The organism is Prosthecobacter dejongeii (genome assembly GCF_014203045.1).
In the GTDB taxonomy this organism is placed as follows: Bacteria; Verrucomicrobiota; Verrucomicrobiia; order Verrucomicrobiales; family Verrucomicrobiaceae; genus Prosthecobacter; species Prosthecobacter dejongeii.
The window spans coordinates 254421-278742 of record NZ_JACHIF010000002.1 but is presented as its reverse complement, the minus strand read 5'-3'; the positions used below and the strand labels follow the sequence as shown (position 1 = coordinate 278742).

Sequence of the window (24322 nt, the reverse complement as noted above, 5' to 3'; positions counted from 1 at the left end):
CCGGAGATTTCCATCCCCGGGTTTCCACGGCGGCCCCTACCCCTCCGTCTCCGCCAGGGCCACCTGCAGCACTTTCAGCAGTGACTCGGCCGTGTAGGGCTTGGAGACAAAATGCTTCACCCCCTGCCCGGCGGCTTTGTTCACCGCCTCGTTCGTGGCGATGCCACTGGCTGCGATGATCTTCACCTTCGGGTTCATATTCCGCAGGACCTTGATGGTGGCAGGGCCGTCCATCACCGGCATCATCATGTCCGTGAGGACGATGGCGATGCTGTCGCGATACTGGGCATAACGGGTCACGGCCTCCGCCCCGTCCGCCGCCAGGATGGCCTTGTAGCCGAAGGCCTCCAGCGTCTGTTGGGTGATTTCCCGGATGGTCTGCTCATCATCCACGACCAGCACGGTCTGGCCCTGGCCATGGGGCAGTTCCACCGTGCGGGTCTCCAGCGTGTGTTCCCCGGTGCCTTCACGGGCAGGCAAGTAAACGCGAAAGCTGCTGCCCTGCCCGCTTTGACTGGTCACCCGGATGAAGCCGCCGTGGCTTTTAATGATGGCGAGCGAGGTCGAAAGCCCCAGGCCCGTGCCTTTTCCCAGCTCTTTCGTGGTGAAAAACGGATCGAAAATTTGTTCGATGATGGATTGAGGGATACCCAGGCCTGTATCTGTCACCTCCACCCGTAGGTAGGGGCCCGGCACCGCATCCAGATTCATGGCTGCGTAGTTTTCATCCAGCCACACGTTTTTTCCAGTCACCACCAGGCGGCCACCGTCTGGCATGGCATCCCGCGCATTCACACACAGGTTCAGCAGCACCTGATGGATCTGAGTAGGATCCCCCACCACGGGCCACAGATTTTCCCGGTGATCGGTGAAGATCTGGATGTTTTTCGGAAAGGTATCCCGCGCTATTTTTTCAATGTCACGGATCAGCATGTGGGCATGCACATCCATGCGTCGGCCTTCCATGCCACGGGCAAAGGAGAGGACTTGGTTCACCATCTCCGCCCCGCGCTGCGCACTCTGGGAGATGGTGGCTAGGATCTCCTGCCCCTGGCGGTCTTTGACCGTCATTTTCAGCAAATCAATGGCCATCATGATGGGGGCCAGCACGTTATTCAAATCATGCGCGATGCCGCCCGCCAGCGTGCCGATGCTCTCCATGCGCTGGGCCCGGAGGAACTGCTGCTCCAGCTTCTTTTTCTCCGTGATATCGGTATTGATGCACAAGACCGACTTCGGTTTACCCGCGCGGTCATTGACCATCGTCCAGCGGCATTCGATGATCAGTGGCTTACCATCCTTGGTCACTTGGTCCAGCTCCCCCACCCATTCCCCTTCCTGCAGAAGCTGCCGGATCGCCGCATCGAAGTCCTGTGTGTTGGGGTAAAAGATGTCCGTCACCGCTTTTCCCAGCACTTCCTTAGCCGTCCAGCCATAGAGGGCCTCGGCACTTTTATTCCAGAAGGTGATACGATGGTCCAGATCCCGCACCAAAATGGCATCCTGGGCTTTGTCCAAAAGGGAGGCCTGCTCGCGGATGCGCTCATCCGTCTCCTGGCGCTCCAGTTCATCCGCCACACGTGCGGCGAAGATTTTCAAGGTGGAGTGGACCAGGGAGGCCTGGTCCAGCGGACGGCGGAAAAACACAGACATGATGCCGCTGACCTGCCGCTTCGTATCCATGAGCGGGATGCCTGCATAGGCCTCGATCCCCTGCTCCGCTAGCCAATCATCGGCAGGAAACTCACCCTGGATACCCCGCTCAAAAATGCAGGTGTAGCCCAGGCTGACCCCCTCACACGGCGTGCCAGGGAGGGTATAACTGACGTTTTCGACAAACTGCCCGTTCATGAAAAGGGCGCGGGTCTCGATGCTCTGTCGGCTTTCTGGATTCAGGCGTCCCACGAGGCCGCCATCCGCACCCAGTGCCTCCACCATGTGGCGGGTGAGGGAGTGGAAAAAGTCTTCACTGTGCCCGGCTGAAACCGCCTGGGAGACCTTCAGCACCACGTCCTGCATGCGCTGTTTTTCCTGCCGGCTGCGCAGGTGCCGGATGCCAAAGGCTAAATCCTCCGCCATTTCTTGGAGGAGTTTGATCTCATCTGCCCCCACCTGCTGGACCTCAGAGGCATAAAGGGCCAGCAGGCCAAAGGTACGGCCTTCATCCAGCAAAGGCAGACACACGATGCCGCGATACCCCCGACTGAGGGCAGCCGTCTTCCAAAAAAAACCTTCACCATCCGAAGTGATGTCTTCGCAGACCACCGTCTTTCCCGTGCGGATGCAACGTGCAGCGGGCCCCATGCCAGACGGGGCGGTCTCAGACCAACTCAGCCGGATCTCCTGCAGATACCCAGCCTCTGCCCCCGCATGTGCGATGGGCTGGATGTTTTTTCCCTCATCATGCTGCGCGTAGCCCACCCAGGCTAGCCGATACCCCCCGATTTCAACCGCAAGGCGGGAGACCTCCGCCAGCAGGTGCGGCTCATCCGTGGCACGCACCACAGCTTCATTGCAGGCAGACATCATCTTCAGCGCCCGGTTTGTGCGCGCCAGCATCAGGTCCGCCAGCTTCCGCTCAGAAATATCCTGGATGGTGACCACCCAATACACCGGAGCCCCATCCTCCCCCTGCACATTTACCAGATCCACCTCTGCGGCAAAGCTGGCCCCACCCGCGCGCAGCATGGCCACTTCAAACTTCGCCTGACCTTCCACCTGCGAGGCGGTGATGGCCGCATACACGCGCTCATGGTCACCCGGGACGAACAAATCCATGAGGCTCAGGTGCGCAATTTCGGCCGCCGACTTTCCGTGCAACTGCGCCAGGGCCCGATTGCAGGCAAAGATGCCCAAACTCCCCGGTAGGCCGATGAGGATGCCCTGAGCGCAGTTTTCAAATGCATCCGCCCAGCGGCGCAGCTCATGCCCCAGCCTTTGCTCATCCTCGAGCACACTCAGCAGTGCGTTTCGGGACTTTTCCGCCAGTTCTAGCAGCCGTCCCGTCTCCTGCTCACTGTGCAGGAGCTGGGCATTCTGCTCCCGCAGTTGCTCCGTGATGCGGGCCTTTTCTTTCAGTTCCGCAGCCAGTTGCTTGGCATGCAGGCGCAGTTCCATCTGTGCCACCACATTCCGGCTCAGAGTTTGCAGGGCCTCCGTCTGCGCGGCTGTGAGCTGCCGTGGCACACGGTCAATCACACACAAAGTCCCCAGGGGCTGATTTCCCCGGGCCACCAGCGGGGCACCTGCGTAAAAGCGGATTTCTGGCCCCGATGTGACTGAGGGGTTATCGGCAAAACGCTCGTCCAGGCTCGCGTCAAAGACCTCCATCACTTGGTCCTTGTGCAAGATGGCATGGGAGCAGAAGGCGATGTCGCGCGGTGTTTCATTCACCGGCATGCCGATCTGGGACTTGAACCACTGTCGGCCTTCATCAATCAGCGAGACCACCGCCATGGGGGTCTGGCAGATGTGGGCGGCCAGTTGTGTCAGGCCATCGAAGGCCGCTTCCGGTGGGGTATCCAGAATCTCATATTCCCGCAGGGCAGCGAGGCGCAGGTCTTCATCTTCAGGCAGCGGGGCTTTCATGTTCAGGCCTGGCTGGCGTAACGGACGGGTTCCCCCAGACGCAGGAGCAATTCATTTACCTCAGCTTTAAGCTGCTGCACGCGGTCTTCACGATTTAACATCGCATTTTGCCACCGCAGCAGTTCGTCTAAATGCTCCCGCAGGCGCACCTCCGAGCGGCATCGCTCGATGGCCACCCCCACCAGCTTCGCAGCCGACTCCACCCACCGTAGCTCGTCCACCGTCGGTGCGCGCCGCGTGCGGTAGTAGATGGCCATGGTGCCCACCACTTCACGCCCCGAGGAAAACACTGGCACAGACCAGCAGGCCCGCAAACCATGCTCCATCGCCACAGCCCGCACAGAGGCCCAGTGCGGATGAGTGGTGATGTCTTCGATGACCACGGTCTCCTTCAGCGCCGCCGCCCGCCCACAGGACCCCACGTTTGCACCGATGGCTAGCGGCGTGATTGCAGCCGTGTAAGCCGGTGGGAGATGGGGAGCCGACCCCGGTAGCAGGTGAGTGCCATGCGCATCCATCAGTAAGATGGAGCATAGCGCCCCGCCCTGGCTCAGCTTCTCAATCCGCAGGGCGATGTGGTCTAAAATGGGCGTCAGAGCAGAGCCAGAAAGGATCATCTCCAGCACCTCGGAATGGCTGACGGTGATGGCCTCCAGCAGGCGGCTGTACCTGCCTGCAGAGGCAGCCCCCAGCTCACTGTCCACCGCAGGCCCCAGGCGCGTCAGGTTCTGCTTCAGGATGTAATCATGAGCTCCATGCTTCAGCGAGGCCACTGCCACATCCTCCCCCACGGTGCCGGAGACGATGATCACCGGCGTATCCACCTGCTGCTGGCGCACGATTTCTAGCGCGGCCAGCGCATCAAACCCCGGCATCACATAGTCACAAAGGATGATGTCCCAGCGCTCGGCTTGCAGGGCCACCTGGAGATCCCGCGCCGTCATCACCTGTCGCGTCATGCACTCATAACCATGACGTTCGAGATATTTGAGGATGAGCAACGCATCGTCCTCGGAGTCTTCGATCAAGAGCAGTCTTAGTGGTTTCATGGCTTCACAGGAGGTCCCTCATTGAGCAGCAGCCAGTATAGGCCTAACTGGCGTGTTGCTTCTACAAACTGGGCAAAGTCCACAGGCTTGCGCACATAGCTGTTGCAGCCCAGGGAGTAACTTTCCAAAAGGTCACGCTCCTCGCGGGAAGAGGTCAGCACCACCACGGGCAGCATGCGTGTGCGGTCGTCTGAGCGGATGCGTTTCAGCACCTCCAGCCCATCCACTTTTGGCAGCTTCAGATCCAGCAAAATGAGCGTGGGCAGCAGGCGCCGCTGCGGAAAACTGCCTGCTCCTTCGCCAAATAAATAGTCCAGCGCCTCCACTCCATCCCTCGCCACCACCACCTCGTTGAGGATGTTGTTCTTTTGCAACGCCATCAGCGTCAGCTCCTCATCATCAGGATTATCCTCGACCAGCAAAATGACTTTAGAATTCATCAGAAGACTTCAAAGGTTAACGAATTATACAACAAAAGAGAACGTGGTGCCGACATTCATTTCAGAATCTGCCCAGACCCGGCCACCGTGACGGCGCACCACCCGCTGCACCGTCGCCAGGCCGATGCCAGTGCCAGGAAACTCCACCATGGAATGCAGCCGCTGAAAGGCCCCGAAAAGTTTGGAAGCGTAGCGCATGTCAAAGCCCACACCATTATCCCGCACATGACAGATTTTCTCCCCAGACTCTCCCACACTCATCTCCACCACGATCTGGGCTTGAGGGTTTTTGGAAGTGAATTTCCAGGCATTTTCCAGCAGGTTTTCCATCAGCACCTGCATCAGGGCCGGATCTGCCTGTAGCGTCATCCCGCCCTGCACCCGCCATTCCACCTGGCGCTCGGCGTCCCGTTGTTTGAGCTGGGTGAGGATGCCCAGAGCCTGCCCGGTGAGGTCCACCGCCTCCAGACGCATCTCTGTGCGTGTCAGCCGGGAAAGCTTCAGCAGATCATCAATGAGGTACCCCATCCGGTCCGCCGCCCGCCGCACTCGCAGCAGGTAGCTTTGCGAGGTCTCATCCAGCATCCCCTTTGCACGCTCTTCCAGCGCCTGGGCAAAGCCTGAAATCCCACGCAGCGGCGCGCGTAAATCATGCGAGACGGAGTAGCTGAAAGCTTCCAACTCCTGGTTTGACGCATCCAATTGCGTGGCCCGCTCATGCAGCGCCTCATTCAGCAGGCGAAATTCCCGCTGCGCACGCTTTTGCTCCGTCACATCCCTGCCCGTGGCAAAGATGAGGCCGTCATCCTCATAAAACTGAGCCTGCCACCAAAACCAGCGGTAAGTCCCATCCCGGCAACAGTAGCGATTCTCAAAAACCCGCGTGGGCTGCCCCAAGATGACCTGCTCCGCCTCCCGCTCCGTCTTTTCTCGGTCCTCAGGATGAATGAATTCCAAAAACGACCGCCCGAGCATCTCCTCCATCGTCAATCCCAGCGTCTCAGCGAAGGCTGGATTGATGCGCCGCAGTTTCCCCTCCCGGTCTGCGATGCAGAGCATGTCCATAGACAGGGTGAAAAAGTGTTCGGCCTGCCGCCTAGCTTTATCCGTGTGGTGTAGCGTGCGGGCACTCCACCAGATCAAGCCGCCCACCAGCAAGATGGCCACGATGGTGTAAAGAGTCGTCCCCATTTCCGCCACAAAAAGGCCACGCCGCTCCCCTGCCAGCCGCAGCCAGCCCAGCAGCACCAGCGCCGGCACTAGCAGCGGAAACAACTGCCGCACCAGCACCCCGCCCGGGCTAGAGCTCAAAATCAACCGCATCCAGCCTCGATCCCTGCGTGCAAACAGGAGACCTGCCGACAGCAGTAAAAAAACCGCCGCCGTGGGCAGTGCCATGGGGATAAACGTCACCACCCCGTACAGCCAAGGCACCTCATAAAGATAGCCCAGCAGCGCTAAAAACGACAGCAAGTTCAAGAGCAGCGCGCACACCTCCGTCGGCCGAAACCCACGCCGCGTGGTCCAATTCATCACCAGCAAACCCAGGCCTAAAAGGACAAAGCCCAGGGCCGCATTCGGAGACATTTCATTCACCCGCCCCGGAAGATCTCCTGCCAACTGGTCGGCAAAAAACCACTGATCCAGACGTCCCATGCCCTCCACCCCGTAAGCCAGCAGCCGCCACCCTCCCACGCCCATCACCACCAGCGCCAGCCCCTGAGCCCAGAGACCTCTCGCCCCAGAAAAAGGGCGGCCATGCAGCGCCAAACAAATCCCCGCCAAGATAAAAAGCAGCGCCGTCACTGGATTCATCGAAACCGCCCCCGCAAGCCCGCGCCGCAGCACCTCCACATGCCAGTTCCAGCCCACCAGCGCCGCCACCCCTGCACCGATGGCCAAGACACTGACCACCGGGGAAACCCGAGCGGAAAGAGCCGAAAGAAAGCCATGAAATCGGTGCACCATGAGAAATATCATCAAGAAACTTCACAGAGATCAAGCTTCTACAAGTTAGCCAAGCTCTCATCCCCTTACCCATCATATAGGTTGCTCTAGTAATTCACTTCGCGGGAAGTGATGCAATCAAATACGCATGCAAAAAGCACGTTTATGCGGCCTTCTTGGAATAAGAGCGTCTGGGCTAAGAGGAAAAACCAGCTTGGTCAAAACGACGGACAAGCGACGAAGGTCATGCCAAAGTAGCCAGAGCTGTAGCTCGCCGCAGCCTCGCATCTCCAGCACCTTCTAGACTGCGCCTTATCAGGGCGGGTCCCTCTTGAGAAACCGCCAGCTACTTGATAGATTCTAGATTCAATGGCGCTGCCTCAGCTCAATCCATGATGAGCATGGGTCGCTAGGGCACGATTGGCCACGGCTAGCAGGTCGTTCATGCCAAAAGGTTTCGGCAGATAATTCGTGCCGATCTCTAACTCCGCGAACTGATGCACCGCCCGGTGGCCACTCGTGTAAATGACCGGCACGGAGCCATCTTGCTCCTGGATGGCATGGCCGAGTGCCACCCCATTCGCCCCGCCGGGCATGTTGATGTCTGTGATCAGCAGCTTGATCGTGCTGCGATTTTGGCACCATTGCTGCCAGGCTTCATCGGCACTTTTAGCGGTGATCACGCGGTGCTTTTCCGTGGCTAGCACCTGGCTCATGATCATGCAGATGGTGTCATCATCATCCACCACCAAAACGGTCGAAGGCACCACAGGCCCGGTCTCTTGGCGGCTAATCACCGGCACCATTGCCTCCTCATTCTCCACCTCTACCTCGGCCAGCGGAAGCAGCATTTGATAGGTGCGGATCATTCCCGGCAGCAGTGTTACATTGAAGGCCCCACCGGCCTTTTGCAGGGCCCGCTGGATCCAGGCCAGGCGATCATCTGCCGCACGCTGGACAATGGAAGGCAGGCTCACCACCACATGCCGGGGGTCTGCCTCCGTGGTGGCATCCATCGGGTTTGGGTCCTCGATCGTCAGCATCACATACTCACCGTGCTCCGCCTCTGGAAAAAGGCGCGCATACTTGCTGCCCGTCTGGTGGTGGATCTTGCTGGAGGAAAACTGCAGCACCCCGCCCTGCGGCATGGAATTGCGCGCATGCAGCGCCACGTTGATGATGAGCTGGCTCAAAGTCGCAGGGGAAATCCACACCGCAGGCAGGTGGCTGCCATGGTTCACCTCCAGGGAAATGTGCTCGCCCAGAGTCTTTGCCAGCAGGCCCACCTCGTCATTCACCGCCGTGGGTACATCCAGGGCCGCAGGGGCACTTTCTTCCTCTGGTGTGAAGGAAACGAGCTTCTTCGAAAGCGCGGAAGCACTGCGCGCCGTATCCATCACCTGCGTCAGCAGATCCACCACATGGGGTAGATCTCCCGCCTGCTGGAGCGCCATGTCCATCTGGCTTTGGATCACGGTCAGCACATTGTTAAACTCATGAGAGATGCCTGCGGCCAGGCTACCTACCACCTCCAGGTGCATAGCGCCGCCACCTTCCGTGGCCGTGCTTGCCGCCGCTGGCTGGGCTGCAGTCGTCTCCTGCTGGGCGCGCGCAGCCTGCATTTCCGCCAATTTGTGATTCGCCTGCCATCCCGCCACCATCAGCTTCAGCGCCTGATACACCTGTGCCAGAGAGGCGGGCATTTGCAGGAAACTCAACCTCGGGCTGTGGGTAATGAGGTCGAGAAAAGGCTTGGAAAGTGAAGCCCCATCCGCCAGCAAAACCAGGATGCTCAAAGTCGGCTCCGCGTAGTACAGCGCGTTGAGAATCTGCTCCGTTTTAGATTCCGTGCCAGGCTGCAAGTCCACGATGACCACCCCCACGGGGCGATCCCCCATGCGGCTCCTCACTACCGTATCCACCACATGGTAATCCAGGCCCTGAAACACCAGCCGCTGCTGTGGCCGGAACAGGCCCCCGCTTTCCGCCACGCTCTCGGCCTGGGTCACTTGCTGGAGCGGCTGCAGCAGCCTCAGCGTGCTCTCAGAAGCGGTGGCAATCAGCACCTGATACTTGGCCGTGCCGGAGGCGATGGACTGAGATACTTGCATTTCAAAAGAATAATTTCATTAGTTTCCAGACACAAATAAAATTTTCATAACGCCTCCCATTCCTTCACGGATTCTTTTTCGAGCAATATTCCGCGAACCCCACCTCCATTGTCCCACAGTGTAACCGATATTTGCCTAAGTGCAAGCGCCGGGCTTACCCCTGGATGGCTCACGTGCTTTGGTTCTGGTTCCTGGTTCTTGGTTAGCTCTAACGGACGCACGAGCGCCCGCTATAGCTCAGACACAAGCGACCGTTGGAACGCCCGTTAGACCGATTCGATCTTGAAGATGTGCAGGCTGGTGCCGTCGGGATTCAGGGAGACAAAGTTGTCTTCCCCCCTCCATTCGTAAACACCGCCATACATCAAATCCCGCACGCGATAGGGCTGGTGCCGATTTAAACCTAGCGCCTCCAGGTTCAGTCGCACCATGGAGGAGACAGGTGCATAGCCATTGAGACTGACGATGCAGAGCAGACGGTTGCTAAAATCTGCCGTGGTTTTGCTGTAGCAGATCACTTGGTCGTGGTCGGCCCCGTGAAAGACCACATTATCATAGAGATGCATGGCCGGATTGTCCCGGCGGATGGCGTTCAGCCGGGCGATGAAACCCTTGATGTTCCCCGGGCCATTGTAGTCCCGCTGGCGGAGCTGAAATTTCTCGGAGTCCAGATACTCCTCTTTCCCTGGCAGAGCTTCATTCTCGCAGAGCTCATAGCCCGCATACATGCCCCAGGTGCTGGAAAGCGTGGCCGCCAGAGCCGCGCGGAGGCGGAACATGCTCGCAGGCGCGTTTTGCAGGTAAAAGGGGTGGATGTCAGGCGTGTTCGGCCAAAAGTTCCCACGGTAGTACCAGCGCATGTCGCTCTGGGTCAGCTCCCGCACATACTCGGTGAGGCCCGCCTTGTCTTCCCGCCAGGTGAAGTAAGTGTAGCTCTGGGTAAAACCTACCTTGCCCAGCACCTGCATCATCTTTGGTTTGGTGAAGGCCTCGGCCAAAAAGATCACGCTCGGGTCTTGGCGGTGCACCGTGCTGATGAGCTCTTCCCAGAACGAAACCGGCTTCGTGTGTGGGTTATCCACGCGGAAGATTTTCACGCCTTTATCCACCCAGAAAAGCACCACGTCGATCAGCTCGCGCCACAGGTTTTTCCAGTCGGCGCAGTGGAAGTTGATGGGGTAAATGTCCTGGTACTTCTTCGGCGGATTTTCTGCGTAGCGGATGCTGCCATCCGGACGCTGGTAAAACCAATCTGGGTGATCCTTCACATATGGATGATCCGGGGAACAGTTGATGGCGAAGTCCAGGGCGATCTCCAGCCCGCGTTTGTTGGCCTCCCCGACTAACCAGACAAAGTCTTCGACCGTGCCGAGTTGCGGCTCCACATCGCGGTGACCTCCCGCTGGCCCACCGATGGCCCAGGGGCTGCCCACATCCCCGTCATAGGCAATGAGGGTATTGTTTTTTCCCTTCCGGGCAGTGATGCCGATGGGGTGAATGGGGGGAAAATAAAGGGTGTCAAAACCCATCGCCTTCGCATCGTCCAGGCGCGGCAGGCAGTCGCGGAAACGGCTGTGTTTGTCTGCCCGGCCTTCGGCTCCACGAGGGAAAAACTCATACCAGGCGGAAAAGCGTGCCCGCTCCCGCTCCACGATGACACGCAGTGGCTCCGAAGTCGTGGAAAGCGCCCTGTCAGGGTAGCAATCCACCAGCGCCTGGAGGTCGTCAGACAGCAGCACTTCCATCACTTCCTGAGGCGGCAGTTGGCTCAGCAGCTCCGCCACTTCATCCATCTGGGCCCCCACACTTTCCGCCCCCGCAGCACGGGCGCGCTGCGCGGAGTCACGCAGCAGGCGTGCGCCTTCCAGGGCCTCCACGGGCACATCGGGATCCTGGGCTTGCACGCGGATGGCGAAGGTCTTTTTCCAACCCCGGAAGGTGTCAGACCAAGCCTCCACCGCATACTCCCAGCGGCCCATGCTTTCAAACCGGCACTGGCCCTGCCAGCGGTCATTTTCCAGCGGCTTCAGGGGAGACTCAAACCAGCGCCGCGTGCCGGAAAGACGCCACTTCACCACGGCAGACATGACCACGTGCCCGTCGGTAAAGATGTCACACCACAGATCTAGCGGTTCCCCGACGATGCGTTTGATCGCATGGCGGCCCCCTTCAATGCAGGGATAAAAGTTCTCGATGACAACGGTGGGAGCGTGGGCGGCGGGAGCAGGCATGAATGCGCCCAACATGACCAGGAACCCTGCCGATGCAAATGTGGCCTGCGCGCTGATGCAGGCCCTGGACAGCCACGGTCGCTGCACTCAAAAATCTATTTGTATGAAGACCGCCTTCTTATAAAGAGGCTTTTTAGCACAGGAGTGTTCATTTGAACGCATTCATGCGACTCACTTATGACATACTTTCAGCAAATCCGAGATTGCCTTTTGTGGCCTTTCTCGTTACTAAGCTCATCTTAATTACCAGCAATTGTGGAATATCAATTGCTAGTGATCGAGAAAGTCACCGTTCCCGTGATCTACGCGCATGTTTGCTTCAGCCGCCAGTATTTTCTCGAATCCCTGGAATGCCGATGTCCTTTCGGCTGCGGGAAAAGCGCGCCAGGATGGGGAAAAAGGATGGATTTCTAGAATTGTACAAACGTTCCAAGTCGGCGTCTGGCCGTGGTTCGGAACTTCTGAAGATGGAATGGACGACATGATGCCTTGGGGTCGGGGCACGCTGACGACGCGTGCCACAGAGGGTGAAGCAGGCTCCAGCGGGGGTGCAGGGCCAGAGCCTGGCGGCTCCCGTGAGGTGCCGTTTTATCACCTACCGGTGCTTTTGGCGGAGGTGCTGGAGATCCTGCAACCTGCGCCCGGTAAACTCATTTTCGATGGCACCCTGGGCGGCGGTGGGCACACGGAGGCCCTGCTGCAAAAAGGCGCCCGCGTGGTGGCCATGGACCAGGATGACGAAGCCCTGCGCCATGCCAGCGAGCGCCTGAAGGGCTACGCTGACCGCTTTTGCGCACTGAAAGGCAATTTCCGCGACTTTCCCACCGTCCTCGGTGAGGCGGGGGTCATTGGGCTGGATGGCATGCTGATTGACATCGGCGTGAGCAGCCGCCACCTGGACGCTGCCGAGCGCGGATTCTCTTTTAATAAGGATGGCCCTCTGGACATGCGCATGGATACCTCGGGGCCCATCACGGCGGCAGACATCGTGAACACCTACGACCAAGGCGCGCTGGAGCAGATCCTTTGGAAATATGGTGAGGAGCCACAGGCAAGAAAGATCGTGAAGGCCATCCTGGCCGAGCGGGTCAAAGCACCGATCAAGACCACCCTGCAACTGGCAGACCTGATTTCCAAAGTGTGCCCAAAATACAGCAAGAAGCACCCCGCCACCCTCACCTTCCAGGCGCTGCGAATTGAAACCAACCAGGAACTGGCTGCGCTGGAAGACTTCCTGGCCGCAGCCCCGAAATGGCTGAAGCCTGGCGGTCGCCTGGCCGTGATCAGCTTCCACTCCCTCGAAGATCGCGTGGTGAAACACACGCTTCAACATCAGAGCCAAGTCTGGCTGGATCGCCCTGAATGGCCCGCCCCACGGCCCAATCCAGACTGCGTTTACCGCCTGCTCTCGCGCAAACCTTTGGAAGCCACGGAAAACGAACTCAGCCTCAACCCCCGTGCCCGCAGCGCCCGTCTGCGCGGTGTGGAACGCCTGCCTCAATGAAGAACAATCGCTATCGCAATACCATCGGTCTGCCGGTGCTGACAGCGGTCCTGATCCTGTGCGGGGCCGTCCTGCTGGCCGCCCTCAGCGTGGTGGTGAATAAGAACCGCATCACCGCCCTGGCGGAGCAGCAGCGGCAGGTGGAGCAGGAAATGAAGCTGCTGAATTTCGAGATCGTCAGTCTGGGCCGCAAGGTGGACCTGCTGCTGGATGGGGCACGCGTGCAGCCCATCCTCCAGTCCAAAGGCACCTGGCTGCAAAAGCTGAGCCCGGATGCCCGGGCCATCATCCATTTGAAACCCATCCCCACAGCCACCGCTGTGGTTCAATCTGCTGAGGCTACCCTGCCATGACGCCCACCCCCAACCAGGCCCAACTGCGCCGCGATCGTCCGCTCTGTCACCGGATGATGTTCATCACCTGCTTCCTCACGCTGTGCTTTTCTGGCGTGCTGTGGCGGCTCTATGACCTGCATTTGAAAAAAGGTCCAGCACTGGCGGAAGAAGCCGCCAAAAAATTCCGCGAAGACCGCGTGCTGCCAGCACAGCGTGGCTCCATCAAAGATCATTCAGACCGCTACCTGGCCTACGATGAAGAAGTGTATGAGCTGCGCACCGACCGTGTGCATTTGCATGACGTGCGCTCCGTGCTGCCGAATCTGGCACGCATCCGTGGTGTGAGCCAAAAGGAGCTGACCCGCACTCTGACGCCAGAGGAAATCCTGAAGACCTACCATGTCCACGTCGCCGAGGCCCTCAGCTCTAAAATGGGCGTGCCAGTGGAAACCATGCTGGAGAAAGTCACCTCCAAGCGCCCCATCGAGGTGCTGACGCAAAACATGAATGATGACCAGGGCAAAGAATGGCGCCAGCACCTGGAAAACCTCTTTGTCAAAGGAATCTACGTGAAGCCTGCCGTGCGCCGCCATTACCCCACGGACAACCGTTTGGCCCTCATCATCGGCGGTCTCGAGGAAGGCAAAGGCGGGGTGCAGGGCATCGAAAGAACCTTTGAAGACACGCTGCGTGGCGTGCCCGGCTCCGTCTGTGTGGAGCATGACAAATACGGTCGCGAGCTGCTGCTGTACCGTGGCGAGATCAAGGAACCCGTGCATGGCAAGGACGTGCACCTCACCGTGGATCTGCAGATGCAGGATGCCGTGGATGCCATCGTAGCCCAGGCCCAGGCCACCTACCGACCTAACAAAATCATGGCCATCGTCACGGAGGTCGCCACCGGCTCCATCCTAGCCATGAGCTTCCTGCCCGGCCACGACCGCGCCCAGCCCGACACGACCAATTGGAAAAACCTCACGATCAACGAGCCGTATGAGCCCGGCTCCACCTTCAAAGTCGTGGCCTTCACCGCCGCGCTGGACCAGCGCAAACTCAATGCGGACGAGAATTTTGACTGCCACTGGGGCCTCTACACGGATCCTGTCTTGAAAGCCACCCTGCGAGACGTTTCCAAAATGGGCACCGTTCCAGCACGTGAGGCCTTTGCCAAATCCAGCAACATCGCCACCTACAAAGTCTTCAAGCGTGTGGGGCAGGATACTTACCTGGATTATGTGAAGCGCTTCGGCTTTGGCAAAAAGACCGGGATCGCCCTCTCCGGTGAGAGCCGGGGCTACATCAATGATGGCGACTGGTCCAATACCACCTACTCCCGCTTCCCCATGGGCTATGAAGTGAACGTCACCCCCTTGCAGATGGCCATGGCCTACGGGGCCATCGCGAATGGCGGCATCCTCATGAAACCTCGGCTGGTGGACCGCATCGTCAGCGATGGGGGGCGTCAGGTCACGCCCGTGCCACCGCAGACCGTGGGCCAGGTCTGCACCGGGAAAACCGCCGCCATGATGCGGGAGCTGCTTCAGGGCGTCGTCGAACACGGCACCGGCTCCCGCGCCCAGGTCGAAGGAATCCAGGTGGCTGGGAAAACCGGAACGTCCCAGCGCTACGACCACGAGTTGATTGTTGGAAAGAATAAAGATGGAAGTCTGCGAAAGGGAGGCTATCGAAAAGACCAGTGGATCACTTCCTTTGCGGGGTTCGCACCAGCGAACGACCCAAAAATCGTGTGCGTGGTCGTGCTGGACAATCCCCAGGCACCCGACCCCGCCGACATCGGTGGGGGTAAGGTCGCCGCTCCCATCTTTGCTGAAATCGTGGCTGAAACACTCAAACAACTCTCCGTTCGTCCTCAACGTCCCCTCGCTCTCGAAGGAGGTGCCGAATGATCTTACGCGATCTTATTCCCCATTTGGATAACCCCGTCGTTTCTGGGAGTCTCGACACCGAAATCACCGGCCTGACCTATGATTCCCGCACGGCGGGCCCGGGCATCGCCTTCGTGGCCCTGCGTGGTAACACCGTGGATGGTCATGACTTCATCCCCAAAGCTATCGCCGCTGGGGCGGCCGTGATCATCTCTGAACAGGCCCCGCCTGACGATGTGAAGCTGCCCTGGGTCCATGTGAAGTTCAGCCGCGTCGCCCTCGCGCAGGCCGCCGCAGTTCTGCACGGATTCCCCGCGCAAAAGCTGGCCATCGCCGCCGTCACCGGGACGAATGGAAAAACCACCACCGCCTTCCTCACCCACCACCTCCTGAATGCGGGGCAAAAACGCTGCGGCCTGCTGAGCACCATCCTCTACGATCTCGGTGGCGAGCAAATGCCCTCCACCCACACCACGCCGGAGTCGCTGGAGATCCAGAGCCTGCTCTCCCAGATGCTGAACAACGGCTGCCGCGCCGTCTCCATGGAGGCTAGCTCCCACGCCCTGGACCAACAGCGTACTTACGGCCTACCCATCGCCGCTGGCATCTTCACCAACCTCACGCAGGACCACCTGGACTACCATGGCACCATGGAAGAGTACTTTGCGGCCAAGGTGCGTTTGTTTGAAACCATCGCCGCCCAGCCCAAAGGGGCAATGATCATCAATGCCGATGACGCCTGGGGCCGCAAGCTCATCACCCGCTTTGAGCACACAGGCCGAGTGGTCAAATTCGGTTACGGAGTCGGCTTTGACTTCCGCGCGGCCAACGTGCGTTTTGACCTCACTGGCACCAGCTTTGAACTGGAAGCCAAGGGCCGCACCTTCCTGGTGCGCACGCCTTTGATCGGTGACTTCAACGTGTACAATTCGTTAGGCGCACTCGCCGCCGCCAGCGCCATGGGCCTGAATCTGCGGGAAACGGTAAGCCACCTGAAAAACGCCCCCCAGGTGCCTGGCCGCCTGGAGCGCGTGACGGAAGCGACGACCAAGTTCCAAGTCTTTGTGGACTACGCCCACACGCCCGACGCCATCGAAAATGCCCTGCGCACCGTGCGCTCCCTGCGCCCGCGCCGCATCATTACCGTTTTTGGTTGTGGCGGAGGGCGCGACCGCTCCAAACGCCCGCTCATGGCCGCCGCCGCAGAAGCTGGCAGCGACATCTGCATCCTGACAAGTGACAACCCGCGCAACGATGATCCCCAGGTCATCATCGCCGATGCGGTGAAAGGCTTTGCCCGGCCCAAAAATCACGTCACCGCCGTGGATCGCCGCGAGGCCATCCAGATCGCCCTCGAAAACGCTCGCGGTGGCGACATCGTTTTGGTGGCTGGAAAAGGCCACGAGGATTACCAAGAGATCCAGGGTAAAAAGCACCCCTTTGATGATCGCCGCGTGGTTCGCCAGGTCATGCTCCAGATCGCCGGAAATCGCGATGTGGAGCGCGCCGAACGCGAGATGCTCCGCGAGCAGGAAAAAATGAATCGTCGCCCTTACGATCGCTAAAAATGAAACCCATCGCTCTCCAAACGCTGGCCGACTTCGCCGATGGCACGCTCCATCACGGAGACGGCACGCGGTTGGTGACGCAGGTGACCACCGACTCCCGAAAAGTCGGCCATGGAGAGGTCTTCGTAGCGCTGGTGGGAGATCGGTTTGATGCCCATGATTTCATCCCCCAGGTCATGGCCGCTGGCGCTGCCGCCGTGGTGGTGAGCCGCCGGGACAGCGCCTGGCCCACCTCAGGCTGTGCCGTCATCGAGGTCAAGGATACCCTCCTGGCGCTGCAAGACATGGCACGCGGCTATCGCGCCTGGCACCAGCCGATGATTATCGGCCTCACCGGCAGCAATGGCAAAACTTCCACGAAGGACCTCACCGCCCTGATCATGGGCCTACGGGTGCAAACCCGCGCCACCTTTGGCAATCTGAACAACCACATCGGCGTGCCACTCACGCTCCTCAGCCTGGGTGAAGGCGATGAGTGCGGCGTGGTGGAGATGGGCATGAACCACCCTGGCGAGCTGAAAGTGCTGGCAGACATCGCCCTGCCAGATGCTGCCATCGTCACGAATGTCGGCCTGGCTCACATTGAGTACATGGGCAGCCGAGATGCCATCGGTTGGGAAAAAGCCACCGTTCCCGCCAACGTCCATGCCGAGGGCGTGGTGGTGCTGAACGCGAACGACCCCTACACCCCGCTGATCTCCCGCCACTGCCAGGCCACCGTGTTCACCGCAGGCACGGGGGCTGGAGACGTGCACGCCTTTGACCTGCGCGCCAGTGGTGAAGGCACCCGCTTCAAACTGGACTTCGCTGGTGAAATTGTGGAGACCTTCCTGCCCATCATGGGAGATCACATGGTGGGAAATGCCGCCTTGGCCGCCTGCATGGGCTGGGCCCACGGCATCGCCCCCACAGACATCGCTGCCGCCTTTAGCAGTGCCAAACTGACTGGTGGCCGCATGGAGACCAAGCTCGTGCAGGGCATCCTATTCATTGACGACTCCTACAACGCCAACCCTGACTCCATGAGAGCGGGGCTGGGTACCCTGGCGGCCCTGAATTCTGCCGGGCAAAAAATCGCCGTGCTTGGCCGCATGGGCGAGCTTGGCCCCCATGCGGTGGCTGAGCATCAGGGTGTGGGGCAGTTTGCCGCCGGCCTAGGTCTCACTGCACTTTTCACCGTGGGTGAAGAAGCCGCACAGATCTCCTCAGCCGCCCAGTCCGCTGGCCTAGCCACCACCCTCAATTTCCCCACTCACGAAGCCTGCGCCGCGCATTTGAAGCAAATGCTGCAGCCTGGAGATGCCGTGCTGCTGAAGGGCAGCCGCTCCGCAGGCATGGAGAAAATTCTCCCTCACTTTCAGACGGTATGATTTATTGGCTCTACGAACTCCGCAACTGGCTCGAAGCCGCTGACTGGATCAGCGACGACTCCGCGCTGTACAAGCTGCTCAACATCTTCCGCTACCACACCTTTCGGGCAGGTGGGGCCTTCATCACCGCCTTTGTCCTTTCTCTCCTCTATGGAGAAAAACTGATCCGGAAACTCATCTCTCTCAAGATCGGCCAGCCTATCCGCACGGCGGAAGAAGTGGGCAAGCTCTTTGAACTCCAGGGTAAAAAAGCAGGCACCCCCACCATGGGCGGCATTCTCATCCTGGGCACCATCGTTATCTCCACTCTCCTTTGGGCCAAATGGGATAACATCATGGTCTGGACCATCCTTTTCACCACCATCGGCCTCGGCGGTCTGGGTTTCTGGGATGACTACCTCAAGATCAGCAAAAAGAACTCCAAAGGCGCCAGCGCCCGCCTCAAACTCATCTGGCAGACCAGCGTGGCCCTGATCGCAGGCATCCTCATGGCCTATGCGGTGCCGACCGATCCCGAAGGCGGCCTCACACTCAGGGCGCTGTATGTGCCGTTTTTTAAAGACGCCATCATCGCTGACATGGGCATATTCTCCGTGCTGCTTTTCACCCTCATCATAGTGGGAGCCTCGAATGCGGTGAACCTCACAGACGGGCTGGATGGCCTCGCCACAGGCTGCTCCCTCACCACAGCACTGGCTTACGCCGGCTTTGGGTATGTTTGTGGAAATGCTAATTATTCCACTTATCTGGGCGTCGCGCACCACAGCTTGGCCAATGAACTGCCCATCGTCGCCATGGCTCTCGCCGGGGCCTGCGTCGGTTTCCTGTGGTTCAATGCTCATCCCGCCCGCATGTTCATGGGAGACACCGGCTCCCTCGCGCTCGGCGGTTGCATCGCCACCCTGGCCATCGGTTGCAAGCAAGAGATCGTCCTGGCCTTAGTCGGCGGCGTCTTTGTCATGGAGGCCATGAGCGTGATCATCCAGGTCATCAGCTTCAAGACTCGGGGCAAGCGCGTGTTTCGCATGTCACCCATTCACCATCATTTTGAGCTGGGCGGCTGGCATGAGAACCAGGTCATCGTGCGGTTCTGGGCCATGTCACTCTTTTTCGCTCTTCTTGGTTTAGCGACCTTGAAACTTCGGTAGATCCAAAATATTAATAAAACCGAATGATCAATGCCAAATTAGTGGTAGTTGACTAGAGTTTTAAAAATCACCATCGTTTCCATGCCAAAATTCACCGGAAAACACTTCGCCATCCTGGGGGCAGGACGCAGCGGCCTAGGGGCTGCCCGTCTCGCGCGCCTGCATGGGGCTGAAGTGACGGTGGTGGATGAGGGGGAACCGCAGAAAATCAAAGCCGCGCTGGATAAACAGCACGCTGAAGGCTTTCGCACCCTCAGCGGCCAGGCCGCGCGGGATCTGGTGGTGAAACCGGGAGATTTTGACCTCGTCATCACCAGTCCGGGCCTGGATGCCAACTGGCCACTGCCCAAGAAATTTACCGATGTCGGTATCCCCCTCACTGGGGAAATGGAGTTCGCCTTCAATCTCACAGATCTGCCTCTGGTCGGCATCACGGGGACCAATGGTAAGAGCACCTGCACGGAGCTGATCGCGCATCTTTTCAATGCGTGCGGGAAAAAATCAGTTCCCTGTGGCAATCATGGCATGTCGCTGAGTGAAGTCGTCGCAAGCGGCGTTTCTTATGACGTGCTGTCACTGGAGATCAGCAGTTTCCAACTGGAGACGATCCAGAATTATCGGGCCAAAGCGAGCCTGTGGCTCAACTTCGCTGCGGATCACCTGGATCGCTACCCGGACATGCAGTCCTACTACGCGGCCAAGGCGCGCATCTTTGAAAACGTCACCGCCAGCGATGTCGCCATCGTCCGCGCCGGTGAAACGGTGGATACAGGTGCGGCCCAGCGGCTGACCTTTTCTGCCTATGGCGCAGAAGCCGACTGGACCTACAGCGCAGGTTGCATCCAGGTAGGTCCTGAAAACGTGACCTTCGAAGTGAACTCCACGCTGCGTGGACGCCACAACATGGAAAACGTCATGGCGGCCATGATGGCCTGCCAGGTGCATGGCCTGTCACTAGAAGAAATGCAGGCGGCCCTGGCCGGTTATGAAGCCCCCGCGCACCGCTGTGAACTGGTGCGCGAGCTGCATGGCCGCGAGTACATCAATGATTCCAAGGCCACCAACCTGCATGCTCTGGAAGCCTGCATCGGGGCCATGGAACGCCCCATCGTTTTGATCGTGGGTGGCAAGGACAAACAGCTCGACTACACCCCGCTGCGCGACTCCCTGAAAGGTCAGGTCCGCGCGATGGTGTGCATTGGAGAGATCGCCCAGGCACTGAAGACTACTTTTGAAGACCTCGTGCCCTGCCAGACCGCCGCCGACATGGCCGAGGCCGTGCAACTGGCCACAGAACTTTCACGAGCTGGGGACAGCATCATCCTCAGCCCCGGCACCTCCTCCTTTGACATGTACACCGGCTACGCCCAGCGCGGTGAAGCCTTCCGCACGGCTGTCCAATCCTTGACCTGAAGATCACCTCAACATCCCGAACACCATGAGCAAAAAGAAGAAAGACAAGCTCCTGCTCAACCTCCTGGAGGGTGAGAGATACAAGCACCGTGTGGCCATGGTCACAGACGAAGGTGCCTTCAATCAGCATGAACCAAATTCCAACATGGCGCGCATGTTTGTCGTCATGCTGCTGATCCATGTCGTCGTCATCGGCGGCATCATCATCTACGACTTCATGAATGGGGAGGAAGCCCCCACCACGGCCCTGGCTGAAAATTACAACAAGCCCGCTCCCGCCAGTGTGCTGCCAGGGGCCTCTGTGGACCTCGGTCTCGTCACGGACAAGTCGCTGGAAGAATACTCCACCTACGCCTGGATGTCTGGCGACTCTATCCCCAGCGTGGCCAAGAAGCTGGAAGTGTCTGAAGAAGTGCTGATCAAGCTGAACAAGCTGGACGAAGGCCGTCAGATCAAGATCAACGACGTCATCCGCTACCCAATGCGCCCCGTGGTGAAAGCGGTCGGCATCAGCGTGGCCGGTGCCAATGGCGAGATCGCCCAGCCAGCAGCCCCCACGGCCTCCCTGGCTGAGGCCCAGGTACCCATCAATCTGGCTCTTCCTGGTGAAAGCGGATTCAGCTTCAGCCCTACCATTGAGAATGAGCTGACCCCAGCCCCGACGGTGGCCCCCACAGCCGCCTCCGGCATGCAGGTGCAGGACAGCCCCCCCCCTGCGGTCAGCAAGGAAGCCTCCGGCACGCCTGTCATCGTCGAGTTGCCCCAGACCTCCGCACCCAAGATCGAAGAAGCCCCTCCCGCCCCCCCTGCCCCGGCTCCCCAGCCCGTGGTGAAAAAAGAGGTGGAGAAGGAAGTGCCCAAAGCCATCCCCGTGCCACGTCAGCCTGAGCCCAAACCCGCCCCTGTGGTGGAAAAAGCCCCGGTGAAAAAGATCGCCGATGCACCGCCTCCAGCCAAAAAAGAGCCTACCAAGGCTACGGCAGGTAGCCACATCGTGCAGTCGGGTGAGACCCTTTATCGCATCGCCAGCAAACACGGCATCTCCGTGAAAGCTCTGCAAGAGGCGAACAAGAATACTCGCCCCGAAGCGCTCAAGATCGGCATGAAGCTGGTCATCCCGCGCAAATAAGGACAGTGGGGAGACAGTCCCTGTGGCTGTCTCTTGTCCATCATTGCACCCTGAACTTGGTTCTTCTCCCATGGCCAAACGCTCCATCCTCCTTCTTTTGCTGGCGGTCGCGCTGCTCACAGGTCTGGGAATCACCATGCTGGCCAGCACCAGCTTCTTCACCAAAGAAGGCGGCGGCGAAGACTACGTCACTCTGTGGCGGCAAGGCCTTTGGTTAGGCGTCTCCCTGGTGGGTTGTGTGGTCATGGCCGTCGTGGATTACAATCTATGGTTCCGCTGGCGCTGGTGGTTGCTAGGTGGGGCTGCCTTTACCCTGCTGCTTTGCTATGAATGGCACCTCGCCCAACTGCTCGGCTACAAGCCGGTCATTGCCGCTCGCGTGAATGGCGCTGCGCGCTGGATCGGCTATGGCAGCATGCGCGTGCAACCCTCCGAATTTGCCAAGCTGGTCCTCATCGTCGGAATGGCAGGTTGGTTTGCCACGCATGAAAATTTGGAACGCACGCTGAAACATGGTCTCATTCTCCCAGGCCTACTTTTAGGCGCGTTTGTGGGCCTCATCGGCGGTGAGGTGGACCTGGGAAATGCCTCCGTCTCTGCGGCTGTAGGGGCAGGCATCATGTTCGTCGCAGGCACACGCTTCAGTTATCTCGCCGTCATCGGTGGTACCGCCCTAGCCGCTCTGTGGACGGGGATCAAGCTGGCGCCCAACCGCTTTGAGCGTGTCATGATCATCTTTGACCTGGAGAAACACAAAGAAACGCTGGGACTGCAGCAGTGGATTTCTAAGCTGGCCTTCGGCTCAGGCGGCCTGGAAGGGCGTGGCCTGGGTGAAGGGCGCATGAAACTCTCTTACCTGCCTGAGGCACACACGGACTTCATTTTCCCCATGGTGGGTGAAGAACTGGGCCTCTGGGGTGTGGGCGGGGCTGTCTTGGCCTTCATCCTCCTCACCTTTGCAGGCATGTGCATCGCCTCCTATGCACCCAATCGTTTTGGTAAATTGCTGGGTTTCGGCCTGACTTTTCTCCTCGCCCTCGAAGCGCTCTTGAACATGGGCGTAACCACTGCTTTGCTGCCGAATAAGGGATTGCCGCTCCCCTTCGTCTCGTACGGGGGGTCGAGCCTCCTGGCTGCCATGATGGCCGTCGGGGTCCTCATCAATATCCACCGCCAGGGCGTGCATCTGACTTGGGATCAGCTTCCAGTGATCCGCAGAAAACGCCGCTGGACACCCCAGCTTTGAATCTCTGTGAAATCCAAATCCAAAAAGTCCCTCCACGTGCTGATCGCTTGTGGGGGCACGGGCGGTCATCTGTTCCCCGGCATCGCCGTAGGTGAAGTGCTCTCCGCACGCGGTCATGAAGTCACCCTGCTGATCAGCGAGAAAAAGATCGATTCCATTGCCGCCTCTGGCCACAAGGATCTGCGTTTTGAAAAAATGCCCTTCCTCGCCATGCCTAAGCCGTGGTCACCCAAAATGATCGGCTTTCTCTCGGGCCTATGGAAAGGCATGAGCCAGTGCCGGAAAATCATCCGTGACAAGAACGTCAGCGTGGTGCTGGGCATGGGCGGCTTCACTTCCTTTGCGCCTCTTTATGCAGGCAAAAAGGAAAAACGCCGCACACTTATCCATGAGAGCAATGCCATCCCAGGCAAGGCGAACAAACTGAACGCCCGCTATGCAGACACCGTGCTCTGTGGGCTGGATGCCTGCAAAGCCTTCTTTCCCCAGCACAGTGATGTGCGCGTGGTGGGCACTCCCGTGCGCAGTTCCATGCGCACGACTTCAAAGGAAGACCCTTACGAGTTTTTCAAGCTGGATAAGACCAAAAAGACCCTCCTCATCATGGGCGGTAGCCAGGGTGCCCGTGGCGTGAACCGGGTGGTGGGCATGACGCTGGAGCAATTTGAACGCATGGGCATCCAAGTCCTGCACATCGCGGGGCCGACAGATTATGAAGAGGTGCGGGACGTGTATGCCAAGCACCCTACCCTGCCCCAACACGTGGCCGCCTTTTGCCATCGCATGGACATGGCCTACCGGGTGGCAGATCTAGCCATCGCCCGCAGTGGGGCCTCCTCCATGTCTGAACTGGCCTACTTCGGCGTGCCCAGCCTGCTAGTGCCTTACCCCTTTGCCGCAGATGATCACCAGACGCGCAATGCCGAAGTCTTCGCCAAAGAAGGCGCGGCACGCCTGCTCACGGAAAAAGAGATCAACGCCGACGTCCTGGCCGATGCCGTGCGCGACATCCTCATGAATCCGAAAAAGGCTGAAGAAATGAAACGCGCCGCGAACAAGATCGCCGTGCGCAATTCTGCCGAAAAGATCGCCGACTTGATCGTCAAAGAAGCGTGAATTCCCACGTAGCTGCCTGCGCCAGCAGGTGGCCTTTGAAGGTCATCGAAAGCTGAACTCCGTGCATTGTAGTTCCATCCCGCACGCGGGACGGTCTGAAAAGAAACGAGAGCGTAAACGCCTCCGTTTCCGCCAGGAAAGTGAGGCGCGTTAAAAACTCGCGCTTCACTGGCTGGCCCTCGATGTCGAAAGAGTGGAAGGGGACGTCAAGGCCAGAAATCCCCATCGGCCTGAACACGTC

The 24322-nt window shown here is 59.2% G+C and carries 16 protein-coding genes; 10 read left to right on the top strand and 6 right to left on the bottom strand.

The annotated features are described in order from the left end of the window. Positions 1-36: 36 nt before the first annotated feature. The 6 genes from HNQ64_RS06385 to HNQ64_RS06360 all read right to left on the bottom strand — a co-directional run bounded on the left by HNQ64_RS06385 (position 37) and on the right by HNQ64_RS06360 (position 11366). Positions 37-3588 (bottom strand): GAF domain-containing protein, encoded by a 3552-nt coding sequence (locus tag HNQ64_RS06385; protein WP_184206609.1) that lies wholly within the window; start codon positions 3586-3588, stop codon positions 37-39. Between the two features lie 2 nt (positions 3589-3590). Then, positions 3591-4637, bottom strand: coding sequence for a GAF domain-containing protein (locus tag HNQ64_RS06380; RefSeq protein WP_184206607.1), 1047 nt, complete (start codon positions 4635-4637; stop codon positions 3591-3593). Next, positions 4634-5077 carry a response regulator gene (locus tag HNQ64_RS06375; RefSeq protein WP_184206604.1) on the bottom strand — a complete coding sequence of 148 codons (444 nt, stop codon included), beginning with the start codon at positions 5075-5077 and terminating at the stop codon, positions 4634-4636. The genes HNQ64_RS06380 and HNQ64_RS06375 overlap by 4 nt, the downstream gene beginning before the upstream one ends. Before the next feature lie 24 nt (positions 5078-5101). Then, positions 5102-7045 carry a sensor histidine kinase gene (locus tag HNQ64_RS06370; RefSeq protein WP_184206603.1) on the bottom strand — a complete coding sequence of 648 codons (1944 nt, stop codon included), beginning with the start codon at positions 7043-7045 and terminating at the stop codon, positions 5102-5104. A gap of 359 nt (positions 7046-7404) precedes the next feature. After that, on the bottom strand, positions 7405-9135 hold the full coding sequence (locus HNQ64_RS06365) for a response regulator (protein ID WP_184206601.1): 1731 nt from the start codon (positions 9133-9135) through the stop codon (positions 7405-7407). Between the two features lie 266 nt (positions 9136-9401). Then, a complete protein-coding gene (locus tag HNQ64_RS06360; RefSeq protein ID WP_184206599.1) occupies positions 9402-11366 on the bottom strand; it encodes an alpha-1,4-glucan--maltose-1-phosphate maltosyltransferase in 1965 nt (654 codons plus the stop codon). Between the two features lie 310 nt (positions 11367-11676). On the opposite strand from HNQ64_RS06360, the gene rsmH reads away from it, so the two are divergent. The 10 genes from rsmH (at position 11677) to murG (ending at position 24081) form a co-directional block, all read left to right on the top strand. Continuing rightward, a complete protein-coding gene (gene rsmH / locus HNQ64_RS06355; RefSeq protein WP_246430962.1) occupies positions 11677-12870 on the top strand; it encodes a 16S rRNA (cytosine(1402)-N(4))-methyltransferase RsmH in 1194 nt (397 codons plus the stop codon). Continuing rightward, positions 12867-13223, top strand: a complete 357-nt coding sequence (locus tag HNQ64_RS06350) for a hypothetical protein (protein WP_184206597.1) — start codon at positions 12867-12869, stop codon at positions 13221-13223. The genes rsmH and HNQ64_RS06350 overlap by 4 nt, the downstream gene beginning before the upstream one ends. Then, entirely contained in the window at positions 13220-15112 is a 1893-nt protein-coding gene (locus tag HNQ64_RS06345; RefSeq protein ID WP_184206595.1) for a peptidoglycan D,D-transpeptidase FtsI family protein, read from the top strand. The genes HNQ64_RS06350 and HNQ64_RS06345 overlap by 4 nt, the downstream gene beginning before the upstream one ends. After that, complete coding sequence (locus tag HNQ64_RS06340; RefSeq protein ID WP_184206593.1) at positions 15109-16656, top strand: UDP-N-acetylmuramoyl-L-alanyl-D-glutamate--2,6-diaminopimelate ligase; 1548 nt, start codon at positions 15109-15111, stop codon at positions 16654-16656. Before HNQ64_RS06345 ends, HNQ64_RS06340 begins: the two co-directional genes overlap by 4 nt. A gap of 2 nt (positions 16657-16658) precedes the next feature. Continuing rightward, positions 16659-18029 carry a UDP-N-acetylmuramoyl-tripeptide--D-alanyl-D-alanine ligase gene (locus HNQ64_RS06335; protein ID WP_184206591.1) on the top strand — a complete coding sequence of 457 codons (1371 nt, stop codon included), beginning with the start codon at positions 16659-16661 and terminating at the stop codon, positions 18027-18029. Further along, on the top strand, positions 18026-19177 hold the full coding sequence (mraY, locus tag HNQ64_RS06330) for a phospho-N-acetylmuramoyl-pentapeptide-transferase (RefSeq protein WP_184206589.1): 1152 nt from the start codon (positions 18026-18028) through the stop codon (positions 19175-19177). Before HNQ64_RS06335 ends, mraY begins: the two co-directional genes overlap by 4 nt. An 81-nt stretch (positions 19178-19258) precedes the next feature. Next, a complete protein-coding gene (gene murD, locus HNQ64_RS06325) occupies positions 19259-20590 on the top strand; it encodes a UDP-N-acetylmuramoyl-L-alanine--D-glutamate ligase (RefSeq protein WP_184206587.1) in 1332 nt (443 codons plus the stop codon). A gap of 25 nt (positions 20591-20615) precedes the next feature. Further along, positions 20616-21719, top strand: coding sequence for a LysM peptidoglycan-binding domain-containing protein (locus HNQ64_RS06320; protein WP_184206585.1), 1104 nt, complete (start codon positions 20616-20618; stop codon positions 21717-21719). A gap of 70 nt (positions 21720-21789) precedes the next feature. Beyond that, positions 21790-22965 carry an FtsW/RodA/SpoVE family cell cycle protein gene (locus tag HNQ64_RS06315; protein WP_184206583.1) on the top strand — a complete coding sequence of 392 codons (1176 nt, stop codon included), beginning with the start codon at positions 21790-21792 and terminating at the stop codon, positions 22963-22965. Between the two features lie 6 nt (positions 22966-22971). After that, entirely contained in the window at positions 22972-24081 is a 1110-nt protein-coding gene (gene murG, locus HNQ64_RS06310; protein WP_184206581.1) for an undecaprenyldiphospho-muramoylpentapeptide beta-N-acetylglucosaminyltransferase, read from the top strand. The last annotated feature ends 241 nt before the right edge of the window (positions 24082-24322 follow it).